Annotated in this window: 13 protein-coding genes; 10 read left to right on the forward strand and 3 right to left on the reverse strand. The window is 50.3% G+C overall.

The window, feature by feature from the left end; all coding sequences use genetic code 11:
- Positions 1 to 13 precede the first annotated feature (13 nt).
- Both ACN5NT_RS03585 and ACN5NT_RS03590 read right to left on the reverse strand, forming a co-directional pair.
- Positions 14 to 1,654, reverse strand: coding sequence for a 4Fe-4S dicluster domain-containing protein (locus ACN5NT_RS03585; RefSeq protein WP_217907625.1), 1,641 nt, complete (start codon positions 1,652 to 1,654; stop codon positions 14 to 16).
- Positions 1,655 to 2,479, reverse strand: coding sequence for a tetratricopeptide repeat protein (locus ACN5NT_RS03590; protein ID WP_419174531.1), 825 nt, complete (start codon positions 2,477 to 2,479; stop codon positions 1,655 to 1,657). It lies immediately after the preceding gene.
- 216 nt (positions 2,480 to 2,695) lie between these two features.
- Here ACN5NT_RS03590 and ACN5NT_RS03595 point away from each other — a divergent pair, with 216 nt between their 5' ends.
- Positions 2,696 to 4,345, forward strand: a complete 1,650-nt coding sequence (locus ACN5NT_RS03595) for a sigma-54 interaction domain-containing protein (RefSeq protein WP_419174532.1) — start codon at positions 2,696 to 2,698, stop codon at positions 4,343 to 4,345.
- A 101-nt stretch (positions 4,346 to 4,446) separates the two neighbouring features.
- Here the strand turns inward: ACN5NT_RS03595 and ACN5NT_RS03600 are convergent, their stop codons facing one another.
- Positions 4,447 to 6,057, reverse strand: coding sequence for a sigma 54-interacting transcriptional regulator (locus ACN5NT_RS03600; protein ID WP_419174533.1), 1,611 nt, complete (start codon positions 6,055 to 6,057; stop codon positions 4,447 to 4,449).
- A 237-nt stretch (positions 6,058 to 6,294) separates the two neighbouring features.
- Between ACN5NT_RS03600 and ACN5NT_RS03605 the strand changes: the two genes are divergently transcribed.
- From ACN5NT_RS03605 to ACN5NT_RS03645, 9 genes are all read left to right on the forward strand, one after another.
- A complete protein-coding gene (locus ACN5NT_RS03605; protein ID WP_136795225.1) occupies positions 6,295 to 8,001 on the forward strand; it encodes an FAD-dependent oxidoreductase in 1,707 nt (568 codons plus the stop codon).
- An 8-nt stretch (positions 8,002 to 8,009) separates the two neighbouring features.
- Entirely contained in the window at positions 8,010 to 8,525 is a 516-nt protein-coding gene (locus tag ACN5NT_RS03610) for a cytochrome c3 family protein (protein ID WP_419174534.1), read from the forward strand.
- A 563-nt stretch (positions 8,526 to 9,088) separates the two neighbouring features.
- Positions 9,089 to 11,827: a LuxR C-terminal-related transcriptional regulator gene (locus ACN5NT_RS03615; protein WP_136795227.1), complete on the forward strand. Its 2,739-nt coding sequence runs from the start codon at positions 9,089 to 9,091 to the stop codon at positions 11,825 to 11,827.
- Positions 11,828 to 12,012: 185 nt separating this feature from the next.
- On the forward strand, positions 12,013 to 13,464 hold the full coding sequence (locus ACN5NT_RS03620; RefSeq protein WP_419174535.1) for a reductive dehalogenase: 1,452 nt from the start codon (positions 12,013 to 12,015) through the stop codon (positions 13,462 to 13,464).
- Between the two features lie 15 nt (positions 13,465 to 13,479).
- Positions 13,480 to 13,782 carry a hypothetical protein gene (locus tag ACN5NT_RS03625; RefSeq protein ID WP_136795229.1) on the forward strand — a complete coding sequence of 101 codons (303 nt, stop codon included), beginning with the start codon at positions 13,480 to 13,482 and terminating at the stop codon, positions 13,780 to 13,782.
- Positions 13,783 to 13,896: 114 nt separating this feature from the next.
- Entirely contained in the window at positions 13,897 to 15,174 is a 1,278-nt protein-coding gene (locus ACN5NT_RS03630; RefSeq protein ID WP_419174536.1) for an FMN-binding protein, read from the forward strand.
- Positions 15,123 to 15,374, forward strand: coding sequence for a hypothetical protein (locus ACN5NT_RS03635; RefSeq protein WP_136795231.1), 252 nt, complete (start codon positions 15,123 to 15,125; stop codon positions 15,372 to 15,374). Before ACN5NT_RS03630 ends, ACN5NT_RS03635 begins: the two co-directional genes overlap by 52 nt.
- A gap of 135 nt (positions 15,375 to 15,509) precedes the next feature.
- Positions 15,510 to 16,439, forward strand: coding sequence for a SphA family protein (locus ACN5NT_RS03640; protein ID WP_419174537.1), 930 nt, complete (start codon positions 15,510 to 15,512; stop codon positions 16,437 to 16,439).
- Between the two features lie 311 nt (positions 16,440 to 16,750).
- Positions 16,751 to 16,906, forward strand: coding sequence for a twin-arginine translocase TatA/TatE family subunit (locus ACN5NT_RS03645; protein ID WP_419174538.1), 156 nt, complete (start codon positions 16,751 to 16,753; stop codon positions 16,904 to 16,906).
- The last annotated feature ends 67 nt before the right edge of the window (positions 16,907 to 16,973 follow it).

Genomic DNA, 16,973 nt, shown 5'->3' on the forward strand with positions numbered 1-16,973 from the left:
AATATAGGCTCTGTTAATCCATACCGTGGTATTCCCAGGTTTTTTCAATATCCTTGAACACTTCTTCAGCCCGCAGATACCATGGCGGATTGTGATAGACCGCTTCCTTGCCACCAAGCCAGTCCGCCTGAAAGTCTTCCCCTTTAGGGTACTTGAAGAAGTTTTTCTGCATGGCGAGCAAGCCTGAGGCAACCAGTCCGGTAGGATCGCGGGGCTCAATCTCTCTTGATAAGGTGTGAATCCAGGTGTTTTTTCTTGAATACGGGCAGACCCCGATGCAGACCCGGCAACCCAGGGCATCGACGGTATGTCCGGCAGCCCACTGGCTGTAACATTTTTCGTCGTCGAGCAACCATCGCTTGAAGCCACGAACCACAGTAGTAGGTTCATCTTCAAAGGAAATGGCTCCTGAAGGACAGGTCTCAGCGCAGATTTTGCATTTCATGCAGAATTCCGACATCTTTACGCTGATTGGCTCGTCGTACTCGAAATCGATATTGGTAACAACCGCCGCGGGCCTCACGTTGCAGCCGAGCTCCGGCACCATTACCATACCAGAGCGGCTGTACTCGCCGAGACCTGTGGTCAGCATGTAGGGCTCCATCATGATTTCATAATGGTAACCGGGGAATTGGGCACGGGCCGGGTAGCCGAGCTCATTGATAAAACGCTCAAGCAGACCGGCTGTGATACGAGAACGGAAATAGGCGTCATAGGATGTGCAGTAGCCGATGGCAGAATAGGTCTGATCCCAGTACATCGGAACCCCGAAAACAATGATCGATTTCCAGTGCTCAGGCACCTTGTCACCCCAGTCTGCACCGCCGTTCGGCATGCCGCGCATCTTGTTGGTAAACATAAACCTGGGATCGAACTTGCCAATTCCGACGATGGATGTACCGAAGAGATGTGCCATGCGTTTGATCAGGTCCGTTGCATGTTTCGGCGACTTGAACTCCATCGGTTTCTCACGCTTGACATGGCGGTAATCCCACTTTTCAGGCGGTTGTGGCTCACCTGTTTCCTTGTAGGCATCATCCGGTTCTTCCGGGACGGTGGAACCGTAGCGGTTGTACATACCGCCGTGAGCCAGCGCTTCGGTGTATGCTGCCGGCAGGGTGTACCGCTCATGTTTGCCCTTTTCCCAGTCTTCCCTGCTTTTCGCCCGCTTTTCGAGAGAGTCCAACATTATTCGATACTTTTCAGGATATTTCCTATAGTACTCTCCGACCTTGCCTGGAAGCTTTTCAAGCCCCATCCCGGGATTCCACTCCCCTTTTTGCAGCAGACCGACAACCTCTTTGAGCCTGTCGAAGATGAAGTCATACCGGTCCGGGCGCTCCACTTTACCCACAGGCTCCATCATAGCGGCAGTTTTTACCCGAAACGGCTCCCGGTTAAAAAACATGTCACCGCCCTGGTAGGTGCGACCATATCCTGTGTAGGCATCATCTGAACGGCCGATCTTGAATCCCGCCGCGCCTGCTCCCGCCAGGGTTGCGGCCGCCGCGGCAACTCCTCCGACCTTTAAAAAATTTCGCCTTGAGAGATTGGCGCAATCATCGACTGATGGATCATCGTTCACCTCCTGGTCCAGCTTTGTGTAATTTTTAGGATCGGTTATGATATCCATCGCCTCATTCTTTTCAGCCATTTACCTATCTCCTCTTTTTTCTTTTTGCGGCTGGTTGGTTGAACAGCCTGAGCAACTCTTTTTCCCCGCCGGTAATGATGACTTCACAAAAGCTGCAAATTCCGGGTAGGACTTTTGAACAATTTCGGCATAGGCATCATGCGCCTGCTTATCTCTGTTTTTCAGAATCTGTAGCCGGGAAACCACGAAGTCCCGGCTATCCAGGTCAATTCGGCATAAATCGATGTGACAGCGCACCGCCTCTTCGTACCTATCAAGGGCCAGCATCGCGTCTCCTTTCAATTGGAGGGGAAGAGTCGCTGTACCGTGTACCCTCATCGTTTCATCACAAATACATGCCGCCTCCTCAAAACGTTCCATGCTGAAGAGTGCTATGGTAAGCCCCTGGAGTGTCTCGAAATGGGCTGGATGAACACCATATGCGCCCCTGAAATATGGCAACGCCTCTTCTGCACGCCCGAGATTGAGGAGAATCTCCCCGGTGACATACTGCACCTGCCAGTCCTCGGGCTTAAGGGCCGCAGCCTTACTAAACCAGATTAGGGCCTGTTCTTTCTTTTCCAGATGCAGATGACACAGGCCGCCGTTGAATAGTGCTTCGAAATAGTCGGGACGCGAATTCACCGTATCTTCCAGACATTGCAATGCATCGTCCAGCCGCCCCTGCTGCATCAGTAGCGTCCCCAGCTTGCAATAAATGACCGGATCTTCATCGTGCGGGTCGATGAGTGCTTTCAGGAGCTCTTCGTCCAGGCTGTACATCTCCTGCAACTCGTCCACCATCGTTTCCCTTTGCTTCTCACTCACTTGCTCAGATGCTTCCATATCCATCACCTCTCGGTTGAACTGTTTACGATCACATCGATTTTAAAGCAAAGGGTGTGCCATAACATTTTATCCTGAAATTACAGACCTATAGGTTGTCGAAGAGATCAGACAACCGTTGACATTACGCTATTTCGTGAATATAAATGCTATTAGACAAGATGTATCAAATAGGGTAATCTCTCACACTCTTTAACTCTTAAAGGGATTTTATTTATGAAAGATGACGATTTTTTCCGTACTTTAGCGATCCATATATCCAACAGCCTTGAACTCTCCAAGTCACTCAGGGCTATCTATGATTTTCTCTCCAGGGAATTCCCCCTGGTGGGCATCTCACTTCACCGCTACAACCAGGAAATGCGCTCTATGCAGCTGGATTTCCTGGTAACATCCAGGGATTTTCATGAACTGGACCAGATCATTCCGATGGATGATGAAGATATTGAAATCATCATGGAACACGAGCAATGCTCACTGATCAGTTACTCCCCGACATCTTCCCAAAACTGTTTGGCCGCCAAACACCAGCGGGCAATTGCCGAGTACATTCCAACCGGGGATCGTGCCTACCTGGTTGTCATTCTCACTGCCGGCCAACAGACAGTCGGCCACTTCGCCCTGATTGGAGAAACGGTGGATTGCTTTTGCGAAAAGCATCTGCACAAGCTTAGCCTGGCCAGAATTCCGTTGAGCCTTGCCATGGTCAATATGCTCCACTACAAGAAAATAAAGATGCTGCAGCAGCGACTCGACGAGAAGAGAAAGCAGCTGGAGGGAGAGGTCGAACTGTTACGGGATACGGCAATCATCGGCCGGGATGGTGGCTTGCGGGATACCCTCAAAATGGTTGAACAGCTTGCAGGCAAGGAGATCCCGGTGCTCATCCTGGGTGAAACCGGAACCGGCAAAGAGGTTATAGCCGATGCTGTTCAGAGAGTATCGCCCAGGCGCGGTAAACCGTATGTAAAGGTAAACTGCGGTGCAATCCCCGAAAGCCTCATGGACAGTGAGCTGTTCGGTTATGAAAAAGGTGCTTTTACCGGAGCACTGACGACAAAGCCGGGGAAGTTTGAACAGGCCGATGGCGGCACCCTTTTTCTTGATGAGGTGGGAGAACTGTCACCGCAGGCCCAGGTACGACTCCTCAGGGTATTACAAGAGCATGTGGTGGAACGGGTTGGCGGAAGCAAATCCATAGCCGTGGATGTCAGGATTATAGCCGCAACGAATCGACCTCTCGAAAATATGCTGCAGGATGGAAGCTTCCGCGACGACCTCTTTTACCGCCTGAATGTCTTCCCTGTCACCTTACCGCCACTCAGGGAAAGAAAACAAGATATCCCCCTGTTGATACATACCTTTGCTCAGGAGTATGCAAAACGAATGAAGCTTTCCCACGAAATTCAAATTGAGAGCAACTCGCTGGACAGACTGGAGCGATATTCCTGGCCGGGAAATATCAGAGAGCTGAAAAACATTGTCGAAAGGGCACTCACCTTAAACAACACCAGTCCAGTCGACCTGGCCCGACACCTGCCCAAGGATGACGGCTGGTATCTTACTGAACAAGAAAAGGACGGCTATTTAAAAAAGCTGATCAAAGAGCAGTTGCTCGAGGTGTTGGATGGAGGGCTGGCAAAGCTTCCAGAGCACAGCAGCGAAAAGTCGCAACATGAGCAAAAAACCGAACTGCTCTCACTGGATGAAATCAACACCCGGCATATACGAAATGTTCTCCAGCACTGTCGTGGCAAAATAAGTGGCCCAGGAGGCGCGGCCGAGATACTCGGCATAAATCCCAATACTCTGAGAAAGAGGATGCAAAAACTAAAGATACCTTTTGGTGGTCGGGAATATGCATGACAGATTGTTGCGGAATGGCCTCGTGCTGCTGCAACAATCTCGCAATTCCACCATCACAGCTGCTACCCGGAGAAGACCACTCTCCCCATTTACCCGGCAAGCTAATGCGCTTTTAGTTTTCGATACAAGGTTGCAAGTCCGATCCCAAGCAGTTTTGCCGCTTCCCGCTTGTCGCCCCCTGTCAGTTCCAGTGTTCTTTTAATGTGATCTTTTTCTAATTGCCTTAAAGTCCTGCAACCTTCTGAACCGGTATAGGAGTCTTCTGCTTGCCGCAGCTCAACAGGCAGGTCCGCCCTGGTTATCATTCCCCTGTCACACAGGGCGGCAGCTCGGTAAATTACATTTTGCAATTCACGGACATTGCCGGGCCAGTTATATTGAAGTAGTGATTCTGCGGCAGCGGAAGAGAAACCGGTTGCCACGGATTGCATCTCATGGGCTGCCTCTTTTAAAAAGCAATGGGCCAAGGGCAAAATATCTGCTGCTCTTTTTCGTAAGGAGGGAATCGTCAGTTCTATTACCCTGAGGCGGTAATAGAGGTCCTGGCGGAAATTCCCCCCTTTAATCTCATCTGTCAGAACCTTATTCGTTGCGGAGATAATGCGAACCTTTACCTTTCGCGCACCGTTCTCCCCTATACGCCTGATCTCCTTTTCCTGTAACACCCGCAACAGCTTGACCTGCATTTTCAGGGAGGTTTCGCCAATCTCATCCAGGAAGAGTGTGCCGCCCTCCGCCTCTTCAAAAACGCCCTTGTGATCTCTTTCAGCACCTGTAAACGCTCCCTTTGTGTAACCGAAAAGTTCACTCTCCAGCAGCGTCTCGGAAAATGCACCACAGTTAACTGCAATAAAGGGCTTATTTCCACCGCAGGAGGTGTTGTGGATATAGCGGGCAAGGACCTCCTTCCCCACACCGCTTTCGCCGGTGATTAAGACAGGAGAGTTGACACGGGCTGTCCTGGAGGCCAGATCAACCACATCCTGCATTGCTTTGCTGCGCACAACCATCCCCTCCAGAAAAGTCCTCTTTCGTTCGAGATGTTCAAGGCTATGCCGGGTTTTTTTAAGTTGCTGCTCAGTATCACGAATCCGGGAGGTCAGTTCCTCGAGAATATCGTTTGTTGAAGCCATACCATAGAATGGCAACTGGGTTTGCAAGGTGCTTCCCCATTTTTCTGCATAACGTCCTTCCATTTCACAATATTCATCACCCTTTCCAATACATTTCGTTTCCAGAAAATAGACATCCTTTTGACGTTTGAAGGATTCATAGCCACTGGCAAAACCAGTCAGGGTCCAGCAGACGGCTTCATCTGCCACCCCGAAATGCATGAGGTGCTGCTCTGCCTCATAGGAATGTTCCAGCCGTGAATGGATAAGGGGTTGGTCGCTTTCACCGTCAGTCTCGGAGATCGCTGTGGTGAAGACGAGACCATAGAGCATATGCAGATGTGCTCCGCCCTTTGTTGCATGAAAGAGTTTGGGGGATTTACTCTTCAGCATCTCGGCTGTCCTCCAGCCATGTGCATAACCATAGCGAGTCAGTACGTTTTTAGCTCCATACTCCCCGAACACCTGAATAAGTTCTTTGCGTAAGAGACCGCGAGATATGGAATCGCCTATGAGTACCCGCTGATCAAGAAAAGAGATGATTTTAGTTTCCGAATCAACTTTGAGCAGGTCTTTCAAATGTAATTCTCTCATATCCATCCGCATTTTTCCTTATCTGGTTCAGTCCCTTGTTTTTGTTAATAAGAAATTAACATAACAGAATTTTTCAGTTTGAGAATCGTTTTCTCAAGTTGAGAATATATGACAGGCGCCATACACACAAAAACCCCTAAAAACCTGTTATTGTGCACATATGGCAAATGGCACTCAATTTGCAACTCCAGTCTCAATCAATGCTGGGCCTATGCCCTGACAAAAAAACAACAGGAGATGAGGATGGGTAAGAATACGAAAACAGATCTTTCAAGACGTACGTTTCTCAAAACCAGCGCAGTTGGTGCGGCAACACTGGCTACCGCAGCAGCTTTTCCCGGCGCTGTCAGCGCGAAAGAAAAAGAAGCAAAAGCCGTTGGTGAATGTGAAAGCAAATGGAGTTGGGAAAAACCGGCTAAGCCAATTCCTGCCAGCAAAATAAAAGAAACGGTTTCAACCGATGTTGTCGTTATTGGCGCGGGCCTGTCTGGTATAGTGGCGGCACTTTCTGCAGCAGAGCAGGGTGCCAGGGTATGTTTGGTGGAAAAGAACAAAAGCTGGGCAGCACGTGGAGGGCATATCACTGCTTTTGACAGTAATGTGCAGAAACAACTCGGCATTGAAAATGACTACCGGCAGATCATTCGTGCCTGGGTGGCCTGGGCACAGGGACGTGTCGATGAAAAACTTCTCTGGGACTTCGCCAGAAAAAGTGGCGGCTGCATGGATTGGGCAACAGAAATAGGTAAAAAGCACGGGCTTGAGGTGACCATGTGGGAAGGCTATTACAAAGGGCCAGACTACACGGAGTTCCCGGTCACCCATTTCTTCCACGAAGAAGATGCCGACCTTTCCTATGTTTATGGACACTCCAAGGGTATTGGCAACATCACCTTGCTGCCTGTACTCGAAAAAGAGGCCATATCCCAAGGGGTGAAATTCATGTACAAAACCCCCGCGGTGCAGATTCTGAAAGACGCACAGGGAAGAGCGGCCGGGATCATTGCGGGCAAGCCGGGCAAATACACCAGAATAAATGCAAAAAACGTCATTATTGCCACTGGCGACTATGCTTCCAACAATGAGATGGTCGAGCGCTTCTCGCCATTTAGCCTGAATGCTGACGCCCAGATCTACTTTCCCAATAAGTGCAATACTGGTGATGGTATGATCATGGCTATGCAGGCAGGTGGCGCGATGCAGAAACATGAGCCGCATGCAGCCGTAATTCACCTGGAGGCGGGAGCTGCAAGCTACGGCTTTCTGCATGTAAACGCCAATGGTGAACGTTTTAAAAACGAGGATGTCAATACCCAGTCCAAGAGCTGCACCAAGGAACTGGAGCCGGAGGGAATCGCCTGGACCATTTACGATAAGAACTGGGCCAATCAGGTCAAAGAGCAGGTGGATTCAAATCTCGCAGGCGGACTGTTCTATGGGCAGATGTGGCAGCCGTGGGGTAATGGCTGGAATCAGGAAGTGGAGGAAATGACCCAGCAGGCGCATATCAAGGACGGAAAAGTCCTCGTTGCAGACACCATCGAAGAACTCGCCAGGAAGATGAATGTGCCGGTCAAGAAGCTGGTTGCAACCATCAACCGTTACAATGAATTGCATAAAATGCAGGATGATCCGGATTACGGTAAACGCAAGGAACTGCTGACCCCGATAGCAAATCCTCCGTTTTATGCAGGAAAACTCGCCAGTACCCTGCTCACCATGTGCGGTGGCCTGAGAACCGACAGCAGCCTCCTGGTTATGGATGAAAATGATACCCCGATTGAAGGGTTGTATGTTGTAGGTGCCGCTCAGGGTGAGTTTTTTGCAAACGATTATCCGACCATCTGCCCGGGAATCGGACACGGCCGTTGTCTGACTTTCGGCAGGATGGCAGGGCTCATGGCAGCAGGAAAAGATCCTGAAAAACTTATCCCATCAATAAAAGTGTGATGTTGATCATGTTTAAAGACCTGGTGAAACTTCAGGCGGCAACTTTTCTGGCGGCAGCGCTTTTGGTCTGTTTCAGCGGCGTATTCAGCAAGGCGTCGGCGGACGCCTCGTGTGCAAGGTCCTGCCATATCATCGAGCCTTATGTTGAAAGTGTACGTGATATAACCCTGCTTGCTTACGCCCATGCCGAGGCTGGCCTGTCTTGCATGGACTGTCATGAGCAAACGGAAGAGACTCAAGTTTACGAACAGAAAATCTGGGACAGGGGGGAATATGACGATCCCCTTCCTGCCAGAGAGTATGACTCTGATTTTTGCTTCCGTTGCCATGATTCTTATGAAACGTTAGCTGATAAAACAAAAGACTTTTTAGAAAAATATGATAAGAACCCTCATGACTCGCATCTTGAGGAGCCTGACTGCTACGAATGTCATCGTGTCCATAAGCCGTCAAACTTTATCTGTGCCGGATGTCACACTGCGAACTGGCAGGAGAGGTTGCCACAAGGCTGGACTGCCGAATAAAGCCTGTAAAAAGGGGTGGGATCCTCCACCCCTTTTTACAGACTATCATAGAGCCGTATGCGTCCATTGCATTGAAACTTTCGGAAGATAAAATGTATTTTCCGAAAATTTCAATGCACTTCTGGCACTTTCCTGCAGTCTCAGTATCAATATGACGATGCCAGCTTGAACCAACTTGTGTAATGGGGCTGGCAGGTAAGATCTCACAACAGACTTTTCCAGGAATCCCGACCGTTTTAGAGGGCAGCCGATTTCCCTCCTGTAGATGTGCAAAAAACCAGTCTCCTGGAATTAATCATGGATTTGTCCCGGAAAATACGCTTAATGGGTTGAGGAGGTTATTCATTTGAACACTTCCAGGATATGCATGTGTGAATCTGGAAGATCAAGTTCCTGGTCACAGAAACACCAAACAGTACAATCCGCCTCCGAGATGATTGAAAAGGGAAAGATGGTCAAAGACGTTTACCGGGCTGGGGGAAGCAGTCGATCCAGGCACTGCAGTGCTTCGAAATTCTGGCTAAACATACAGTAAGCAGCTGTCATTGAGTCGATGACCGAAAATGGCAAGTTTTAATATGGACACGTTGCTGATAACCAAATTTCACAGACCTCATCTTCCGGGCGAGACTGTTACAAGGCCACGCCTCAGTGACAAACTGTCGTCCACGGCCAGGGTGTCTCTGATCTGTGCACCAGCCGGATTCGGGAAAACCACCCTCGCCAGCACCTGGCTCAGCCGGCAAAAAGCTGCTGCTGCCTGGCTATCCCTGGATGAAAACGACAATGAGGCGCAACGCTTTTTCAGCTACCTGTTTACAGCCTTGAACCGTATTGTGCCCGATATTGCCACAAAATCCCTCGACCTTCTAAAATCACCAATTCCAGCCATAATAACTTCAGCAATTACACAACTGATCAACGACCTCGAACAGGCAGGCCATACTCTCATCCTGGCCCTTGACGATTACCACCTGATCGAAAATCAGGAGATACATGAAGCCATTAGTTTTTTAATCAACCACCAGCCACAACACCTTCACCTGCTTATCATCAGCCGTACAGCCCCCCCGTTGCCAATTGCCAGGCTACGTGCTAAAAACCAGCTCAATGAGCTTGGAACCGAAGACTTGCGTTTTAACACAGAGGAGACCTGCGCCTTTCTCAACCGTGCCATGGCGCTGAGTCTGACAGGAGAACAGATCTCCAGACTGGAAAAACAATCCGAAGGATGGGTTACGGGATTGCAACTTGCCGCCCTGTCCCTGAGGGACCTCCCGGAGGCCAATGCATTCATCGACAATCTGTCAGGCGAGGATCGTCACATCACGGATTATCTTATAAGTGAAGTTATTGCCCATCAGAAAAAAGAACTACAGGAATTCCTGATTCGGACCTCTATTCTTAAACGGATGAATGCGGATATCTGTGACAACCTGCTTGGAATTACCAACAGCCAGCAGATTCTTGAGCAAATGGAAAAGGACAATCTGTTCATCATCCCCCTGGACAATTCCCGCTGCTGGTACCGCTATCACCATCTTTTTGCCCAAATGCTCAATAACCGCCTGCGTAGTGGTGACCAACAACAGCTCACCCATCTTCACCGACAAGCGGCAAATTGGTTTATGGCCCATGATATGTGGGAAGAAGCCATCGATCACGCACTGGAAGCAAAGGATTATGATCAGGTCATCAACCGTCTGGAGACGAACATCGACCAGATTCTGGCCCGGGGGGATTTCCACATTTACCTCCAGTGGTTCAATAAAGTTCCCGCAAACTATCTGCCTCCGGCCCTGACCCTGCATCAGTTGTTCTTTCTTCATGAAATGGGGGAGTTTGAAGCATTTGATCAATGCTTGCGACGCATTGAAAAACAACTCAGGCCACCAGCAGATTGCAAGCCTGGACAAGAAACTGCACAACATGGGATTCTTTCAGCCATCAAGGGGATTCGCAGTGCATCGTTCTTTGCCGTTGACGAAGCGAGAGTCCATTTGAACGACGCGCTGACCAGGCTTGACGAGGGGCAGAGTTTCTGGCGTATCCTTGCTCTCGGTTGCTACGGATTTTGCCACAGGGTCAGCGGCAACCACAGTGAGGCAATAGAGATTTTCAAACACGCCGCCGCAATGGCGCTGAAGGCAAATCTCCCTTTCTGCTTTTTTATGGATTCGATCGCTCTGACCAAACTTTACCTGGATTATGGGCAACTGGAACAAGCATTGCAGACCTGCCGAATGGTGGTTGACTACAGCACGGGTGACGACGGAGAAGTTCCTTTTTCCGGCCTTGCCCATGTGGTCATGGGACAACTGCTCTACCATTCCGGCGAGCTTATTCAGGCAGAACAACACCTCAGGCACGGCTTGAAAAGAGTATGCAAAGATGGCGACGTATTTTCAATCGTTGATGCCTATCTGACCCTGGCACGGTGTCTGCTCAATCAGGGAAAACCGGAACAAAGCATCGCGGCAATAAATGAGATGAGCACCACCATCGGCAGCCTGGCGCCTTCACGTGCGGTGACCATTATCGCCAGATCCTGTAAAGCCCTGATTCAAACCTTGAGTGGCCGGCCCGACCTGGCTGACAGGTCGTTTTCGCAAAACGATCAGCAGTATCTTGCAGGAAAAAGATATCCTGATCTATACCCACTGAACTTTCAGGGAATCTACCGCACCGGCCAGCAGCCTCTGACCTTTTACTCAAACGTCACCCACCTCATTACCGCCAAACTAGCCATCGAAAAAGGGAGGCCGGAGGATGCACTTGTCCTACTCAATGAGCTCGTTGCAAAGTGTGACGAAAAAACCAGCCTGCTGTTTCGATCCGAAGTACTGATCCAGGTGGCTTTAGCCCATCGCTTGCTCAGCCGTGAGCAACGAGCGCTGCACAGTCTGGGTAAAGCAATAGCCCTGGTCGCACCTGAAAACTACTGCCAGATATTCATAAGAGAGGGACGGGCCCTGTATGAGCTGCTGAAGCAGCTGGTCCAGATCACCGCTGATTGCGAAACCGTGTCTTTCATCAATGTATTATTAAAAAGAATTTCCTGTTCCGGCTGTTCTCTAAAAGCACAGCAGCCTCTTTTCGATCTGACCCCGCGTGAGGTAGAAGTCCTGAGCTACCTGACCAAAGGCAAGAGTTATCGGGAAACAGCCGGGCAACTGTTTGTCTCCGTCAACACTCTGAAAACACACGCCAAAAGAATATACAGCAAATTAGGTGTCGGCAACCGGACACAGGCGATCAATAAAGCCAAAGAACTCAGTCTGCTCCCACCGTATTCATCCTGAAAAAAACCTCCGCAAATTTCCTTTTCCCGGTCTATCACCCTTTTGGGTGACTTTCATCAAAAAGCAAAATCACCCGTAGGGGTGTTTTATTAATCCCCCCTCCCTCTAATATACACTCCCAAAAATCGATCTAGGCGCAGGGAACCAATATCCCTGTATTTTTTTAAACGATGGGAGGTATAAACATGAGCCAATCGGGTTCGCGAAAATCAACCTATCACTCAACAGTCGGGCGGCGAGACTTCCTGAAGATGTTGGGTCTGGGAGCCGGAGTCGTCGGTGCAGGAGCTATCGGGCTTGGCTCAACGTCCAAATCATCCTTTGCCGATCTGGATGAGATGATGGCCTCACCTTATGCGGAACGTAGTCTGCCCTGGTGGGTCAAGGAGGTCGATGAACCAACCGTGGAGATCGACTGGGACAATATGGAGATATTTCCAGGCGTCCATAAAACCCTGTTCAACCCTGAAAGCTGGGATAAGCCAGAGGAATACATGGCAATCCATGCCCAGAACATTGCCTCGACAACAGAGAAGGTCAGAAAAAACGTTCCAGGCTATTCTCTTCGTGACCGTGCCCTGGGAGATGCCAACTGTTGGGGTTGGGGCGCGCTGAGTTCAATCGCCCCTTCATGGACCGGTCCCGATATCAAATCGTTCAACGGCTGGGAACATCCGACCATGTTCTATACCCCGGATCAGTTTGGAGTCCCTCGGTACGAGGGTACTCCTGAGGAAAATTCTCGCATGTTACGGGTGGCCGGACGCATCCTCGGCGCAGCCGACATGGGCTTTGTCAAGCTCAACAAAAGAACCAAAAAGCTCCTGTACGGCTCCGTCCGCTTTGAAAACGTTGAAAAAGGCTACGATGCCGGGGACGGCACCTTCATCCTGCCCGACAAGGACCTGTGGGTCATCTGCGCAGTCATTCCACAATCGTTGTGGATGGCACAATACACCGACCGCATGAGCTGGGCATCTGCCAATACCGCCGCCTATTCCAGAGCCAATATTTATTCCAACCGCATCAACGTATTCCTGCGCGGCCTCGGCTACCAGCACTACGGCGGCCATACCGGCTCCGTTGGCCGCACCGTCGGTTTCGGTGTCATGGCCGGACTGGGCGAATACGGTCGTGCCGGCATTTTAGTCAGCCCGCAGTGGGGTACCAATTTCCGCACAGTCATGCTGACCGTAACAGATCTTCCGCTGGCAGAAACCAAGCCGATCGACGCGGGAATTCTCGAATTCTGCAAGGCCTGCAAAAAATGCGCTGAAATGTGTCCGTCTGAAGCAATTCCGAAAGACAGCGAACCTTTCTGGGGCGGCGATAAATCCTGGCAGGCAAAAGGGATCAAGGGCTGGTATCAGGATGCCAAGAAGTGCTACTCCTATATGCTCGGCGGAGACCCGGACTGCAGTCGTTGCCAGGCCGTCTGCCCTTTTACCAAGTTCGATGAAGCGGTCATGCATGATCTGGTTCGCATCGCCATTTCCAAAGCACCTGCTCTTAACAATGCCATACGCGAGCTGGATGATGTCTTTGGCTACGGTCAGGAACCTGCACAGGAGAAATCTCCATGGGATGTCAATCCGATGGACATTCCCCTGTTCGGTCTCGACAAATCACGCTCATAAAGAAAGGAGAATATCATGCGTATCGTTAGCTGGAACTGGTTCTGGTATGTGCTGCTCGGCTTTATCATGGGCGGTGGAGCGTTTTTCCTCTACTCATTGCTCAAGGAAAAATGTGTCAAGTTAGTCTGGCATGAACTGACCCTTACAACCCTGTCCTTTGTAACCTTCATGTTTCTGGGACAAACCTTTATCTCCTCATTTAATGAAGGTGAGCCCCGAGCTGCCTGGTTGAGTGTTGTGTTTCTGGGACTGCCGATCATTATCATGGCGGTTATCGTTCGACGCTCCATTCGAGGCAGGATGATTTCCAACCAGTAACCCTGAACAGGTTGACTCCATATCTTCCACGGCACTGTGGCACAGAAGAATTTCGACTGTCCGCAATAAAAATGCAGGCACTCTATAACAAAGGCAAAACAGCGGTACAACACGATGCAATCTGAATCCTTCACTGAAACGCCCACCCAGGCGGACAGCAGTCACAGGGCCAGATACCAGGCAGCACGAGCGGCTCAACCCGACAGGCGAAAAAAAAGAGAACGCGTTTTTGCCGTAGTAACAATCGTGCTGATCATTGCTGCCTGGATGATCGGCTTCAACCGTGAAAATGGGGACATGGAGCCTTATCTTCACCAGGCGATGCCCGAGGCCGAGCGCCTTGAAAAAACCCGAAGCGGAAGCTATGCGGCCTATAGTTCAGAACAGGTTATAGGCTACATCGTTGTCGGAGAAGGGAACGGCTACGGAGGACCGATGAACCTTGCAGTCGCAACCGATCTGCAGGGCAGGATCGTCGGTCTGGCTGTTGTCCGCCATCGTGAGACTCCCAGTTGGTTTAAACGGGTTCAGGAAAACGGATTTTTCTCCGGCCTGATCGGTAAAAGCTTTAGGGACCCGTTTACCCTCGGCCGTGATATTGATGCTGTCAGCGGAGCGACGTACACCTCCCGCGGGATTGCAGATGCCGCACTGCGCGGGAGCCGTCTGGTGGCCGAAAAGAACCTGAATTTTTCTGTTCCTGCGCAGGCACCGCCAAAAATTGTATTCGGTCTGCCGGAAATCGTGCTGCTGGCGCTGTTTGCCCTTGGCTTCATCGGCCATCGAAAATCGTTTCGCTACAAGAAAAAATTACGCTGGTTCTGCATGCTGACCGGCATGTTTCCCCTCGGCTTTATCTATACAAATCCTCTGACCATTTCTCTTATCAACAAGATGCTGCTCGGGTTCTGGCCGGACTGGCACACCCATCTCTACTGGTATCTGTTGCTCGGTGGGATCCTTTTCACTTTGACGGCGTCAGGCAAAAATCCCTACTGTGAATGGTTCTGCCCTTTTGGGGCCGCACAGGAGTGTATGGGCAAAATCGGTGGCGCCAAGCCCTATGCCATATCTCGCTACAGGTCTTTGCTGAAGTGGCTGCAGCGCGGCCTGGCCCTGGCAGCGATCCTCGTTGCCCTGATGTACCGCAATCCTGGAATATCCAGTTATGAAATATTCGGCACCCTGTTCGATCTGAAAGGGAATATCCCGCAGTTTTTTCTACTGGCCCTGGTGATATTGGCTTCCCTTTTTGTTCACCGCCCATGGTGCCGCTATCTTTGCCCGCTCAAGCCACTAGAAGCGTTTATCAGATTCCTTAAAACCTGGCTGAAAAATATATGGCCCAACAAAAACACAGTAACAGTAACAGTAACCCCAAAGAACAACTGATTGTTGCTTTTGTTCTTGTCAGCTCCATGTTGATCATGACCGACGTGGGGATGAATCTTGCCGAGGAAATCCGCATTACGTCTGAACTCAAAACCATTTCCACGGAATTGACAAAGCCCCAGCCGAAAATTGAGCCAACACTTTCGGGAGAAGAGCTGCAGGAATGGACTGAGCGCCTGAAAAAACAATCAGATACATGAACCCGCTAGACGAGCCGTCCCTCGAAGCAATGTCTAAATGAGAATACTGGTTTTCGTGCCGGAATCGCTAAAGAACAGTGTTTACCGATCCGGCTTAATTTGCAGCATAATCATTTCAAGGAAGGTAGATGAACCATGCGTCAAATCACCAAACTGTTGGCCACACTTGCTTTATGCGTCCTACTATTATGTTCAGTTGCAGGAGCCTTTGCTGCAACGTCAGGTTCTCATTATCCCTTCGGCGGCGAGGGCGTCATGGCCGCCTCCATGCCCCCTCCCGGGTTCCATTACCGAGTCTATAACACCTGGTACAATCCTACCCAGACAAACAACGATAGTGGCGATAACAGCGGCCTCGACTTCAATCTTGACGTGTTCTCCAGCGTTCACCGTTTTATCCATGTTACCGGCATCAAAATTCTGGGAGCAGATTACACCTATAACCTCATTGTGCCTTTGGTTTCAAAGGATATCAGCATCACCGACTTTGGCATTTCCGACAGCAAATCATTATCGATGGGAGATATAGTCCTTGAGCCGTTCGCGCTTGGCTGGCACGGCAAGCGCTGGGATGCTTCTCTCGGGCTGGCGATAATAGCACCTACAGGAGAGTATGACGCGCATAAGCCAGCCTCTCCAGGTCTGGGATACTGGTCCGGTATGCTGACTTTAGGCGGCACGTACTTCTTCGACGAACAGAAGACGCTCTCTTTCAGTGCCTTGACGAGAACCCTCGTCAATACTGAACAGGATGACACGGGCGTGACTCCCGGCTCCGAGTTTGTGGTCGAATACGGCCTGGGTAAAATGTTCCACGTCAGTGATAATTTTCTGGTACGACCGGGAATTGCCGGATGTGCTTACTGGCAGCTCGAAGATGACAGCGATGACGGCCCGGGCACATTTGCCGACGAACGCAAAAGAGCTGCGGCACTGGGGCTCGAGATCAACCTGATGCATCTGCCCAGCCTGATACAGGCCAACCTGCGGGTTCTGCGTGAATTTGAAGCCAGGAATACCGCAGAAGGCTCAATGGTTACCCTGACGTTGACCAAGTCATTCTAAGCCGGATTTCTCATGACTTTTTTGATCTGAATCTCAAATTATTGCTGACACACAATGAATTAGTTGAGTTGAAAATCGGAGTGTTTTTCGTTTCAGGTCAAAACAGGTCACCCTGCCGGTCAAGAGATTTCTTCCGCATACTCTTCGATACAGGCCATGGGCGGTAGATTAATACAGCACCACGGCCTGTATCTCGATCTGCGGAAAACTTTCTTGATGAGAAATTCGGGCTAATCCACCCTGAGCCACACGTCAAGGCAGTCCGATACTCGGACTGCCTGCCCCCCACATCAGATAACAGGAGAGAGTAGATGTTCGGAATTGGAACCCAGGAATTACTCATTGTCCTGATGCTGGTAATGATTGTCTTTGGTGCCGGCAAATTGCCGCAAATAGGATCTTCTCTGGGACAGGGAATTCGAAATTTCAAACACGGAATCAGGGGTGATGAAGAAAACACAGCCTGACCCGGGCTGCTCTGCTCATTACCCCGCCAGGCCCTGACCTGGTCCCCGGTATCTTCTGCTATGGTTC

It is taken from the genome of Desulfosediminicola sp. (assembly GCF_048381775.1).
Lineage (GTDB): Bacteria > Desulfobacterota > Desulfobulbia > Desulfobulbales > Desulfocapsaceae > Desulfopila > Desulfopila ganghwensis.

Bases quoted from the DNA above. Each gene is read 5' to 3' on its own strand.
- ACN5NT_RS03610 (WP_419174534.1), top strand. From the start codon at position 8,010: ATGTTTAAAGACCTGGTGAAACTTCAGGCGGCAACTTTTCTGGCGGCA.
- ACN5NT_RS03620 (WP_419174535.1), top strand. From the start codon at position 12,013: ATGAGCCAATCGGGTTCGCGAAAATCAACCTATCACTCAACAGTCGGG.
- ACN5NT_RS03590 (WP_419174531.1), bottom strand. From the start codon at position 2,479: ATGGAAGCATCTGAGCAAGTGAGTGAGAAGCAAAGGGAAACGATGGTG.
- ACN5NT_RS03595 (WP_419174532.1), top strand. From the start codon at position 2,696: ATGAAAGATGACGATTTTTTCCGTACTTTAGCGATCCATATATCCAAC.
- ACN5NT_RS03600 (WP_419174533.1), bottom strand. From the start codon at position 6,057: ATGGATATGAGAGAATTACATTTGAAAGACCTGCTCAAAGTTGATTCG.
- ACN5NT_RS03605 (WP_136795225.1), top strand. From the start codon at position 6,295: ATGGGTAAGAATACGAAAACAGATCTTTCAAGACGTACGTTTCTCAAA.
- ACN5NT_RS03615 (WP_136795227.1), top strand. From the start codon at position 9,089: ATGGCAAGTTTTAATATGGACACGTTGCTGATAACCAAATTTCACAGA.
- ACN5NT_RS03625 (WP_136795229.1), top strand. From the start codon at position 13,480: ATGCGTATCGTTAGCTGGAACTGGTTCTGGTATGTGCTGCTCGGCTTT.
- ACN5NT_RS03635 (WP_136795231.1), top strand. From the start codon at position 15,123: ATGGCCCAACAAAAACACAGTAACAGTAACAGTAACCCCAAAGAACAA.
- ACN5NT_RS03645 (WP_419174538.1), top strand. From the start codon at position 16,751: ATGTTCGGAATTGGAACCCAGGAATTACTCATTGTCCTGATGCTGGTA.
- ACN5NT_RS03640 (WP_419174537.1), top strand. From the start codon at position 15,510: ATGCGTCAAATCACCAAACTGTTGGCCACACTTGCTTTATGCGTCCTA.
- ACN5NT_RS03585 (WP_217907625.1), bottom strand. From the start codon at position 1,654: ATGGCTGAAAAGAATGAGGCGATGGATATCATAACCGATCCTAAAAAT.
- ACN5NT_RS03630 (WP_419174536.1), top strand. From the start codon at position 13,897: ATGCAATCTGAATCCTTCACTGAAACGCCCACCCAGGCGGACAGCAGT.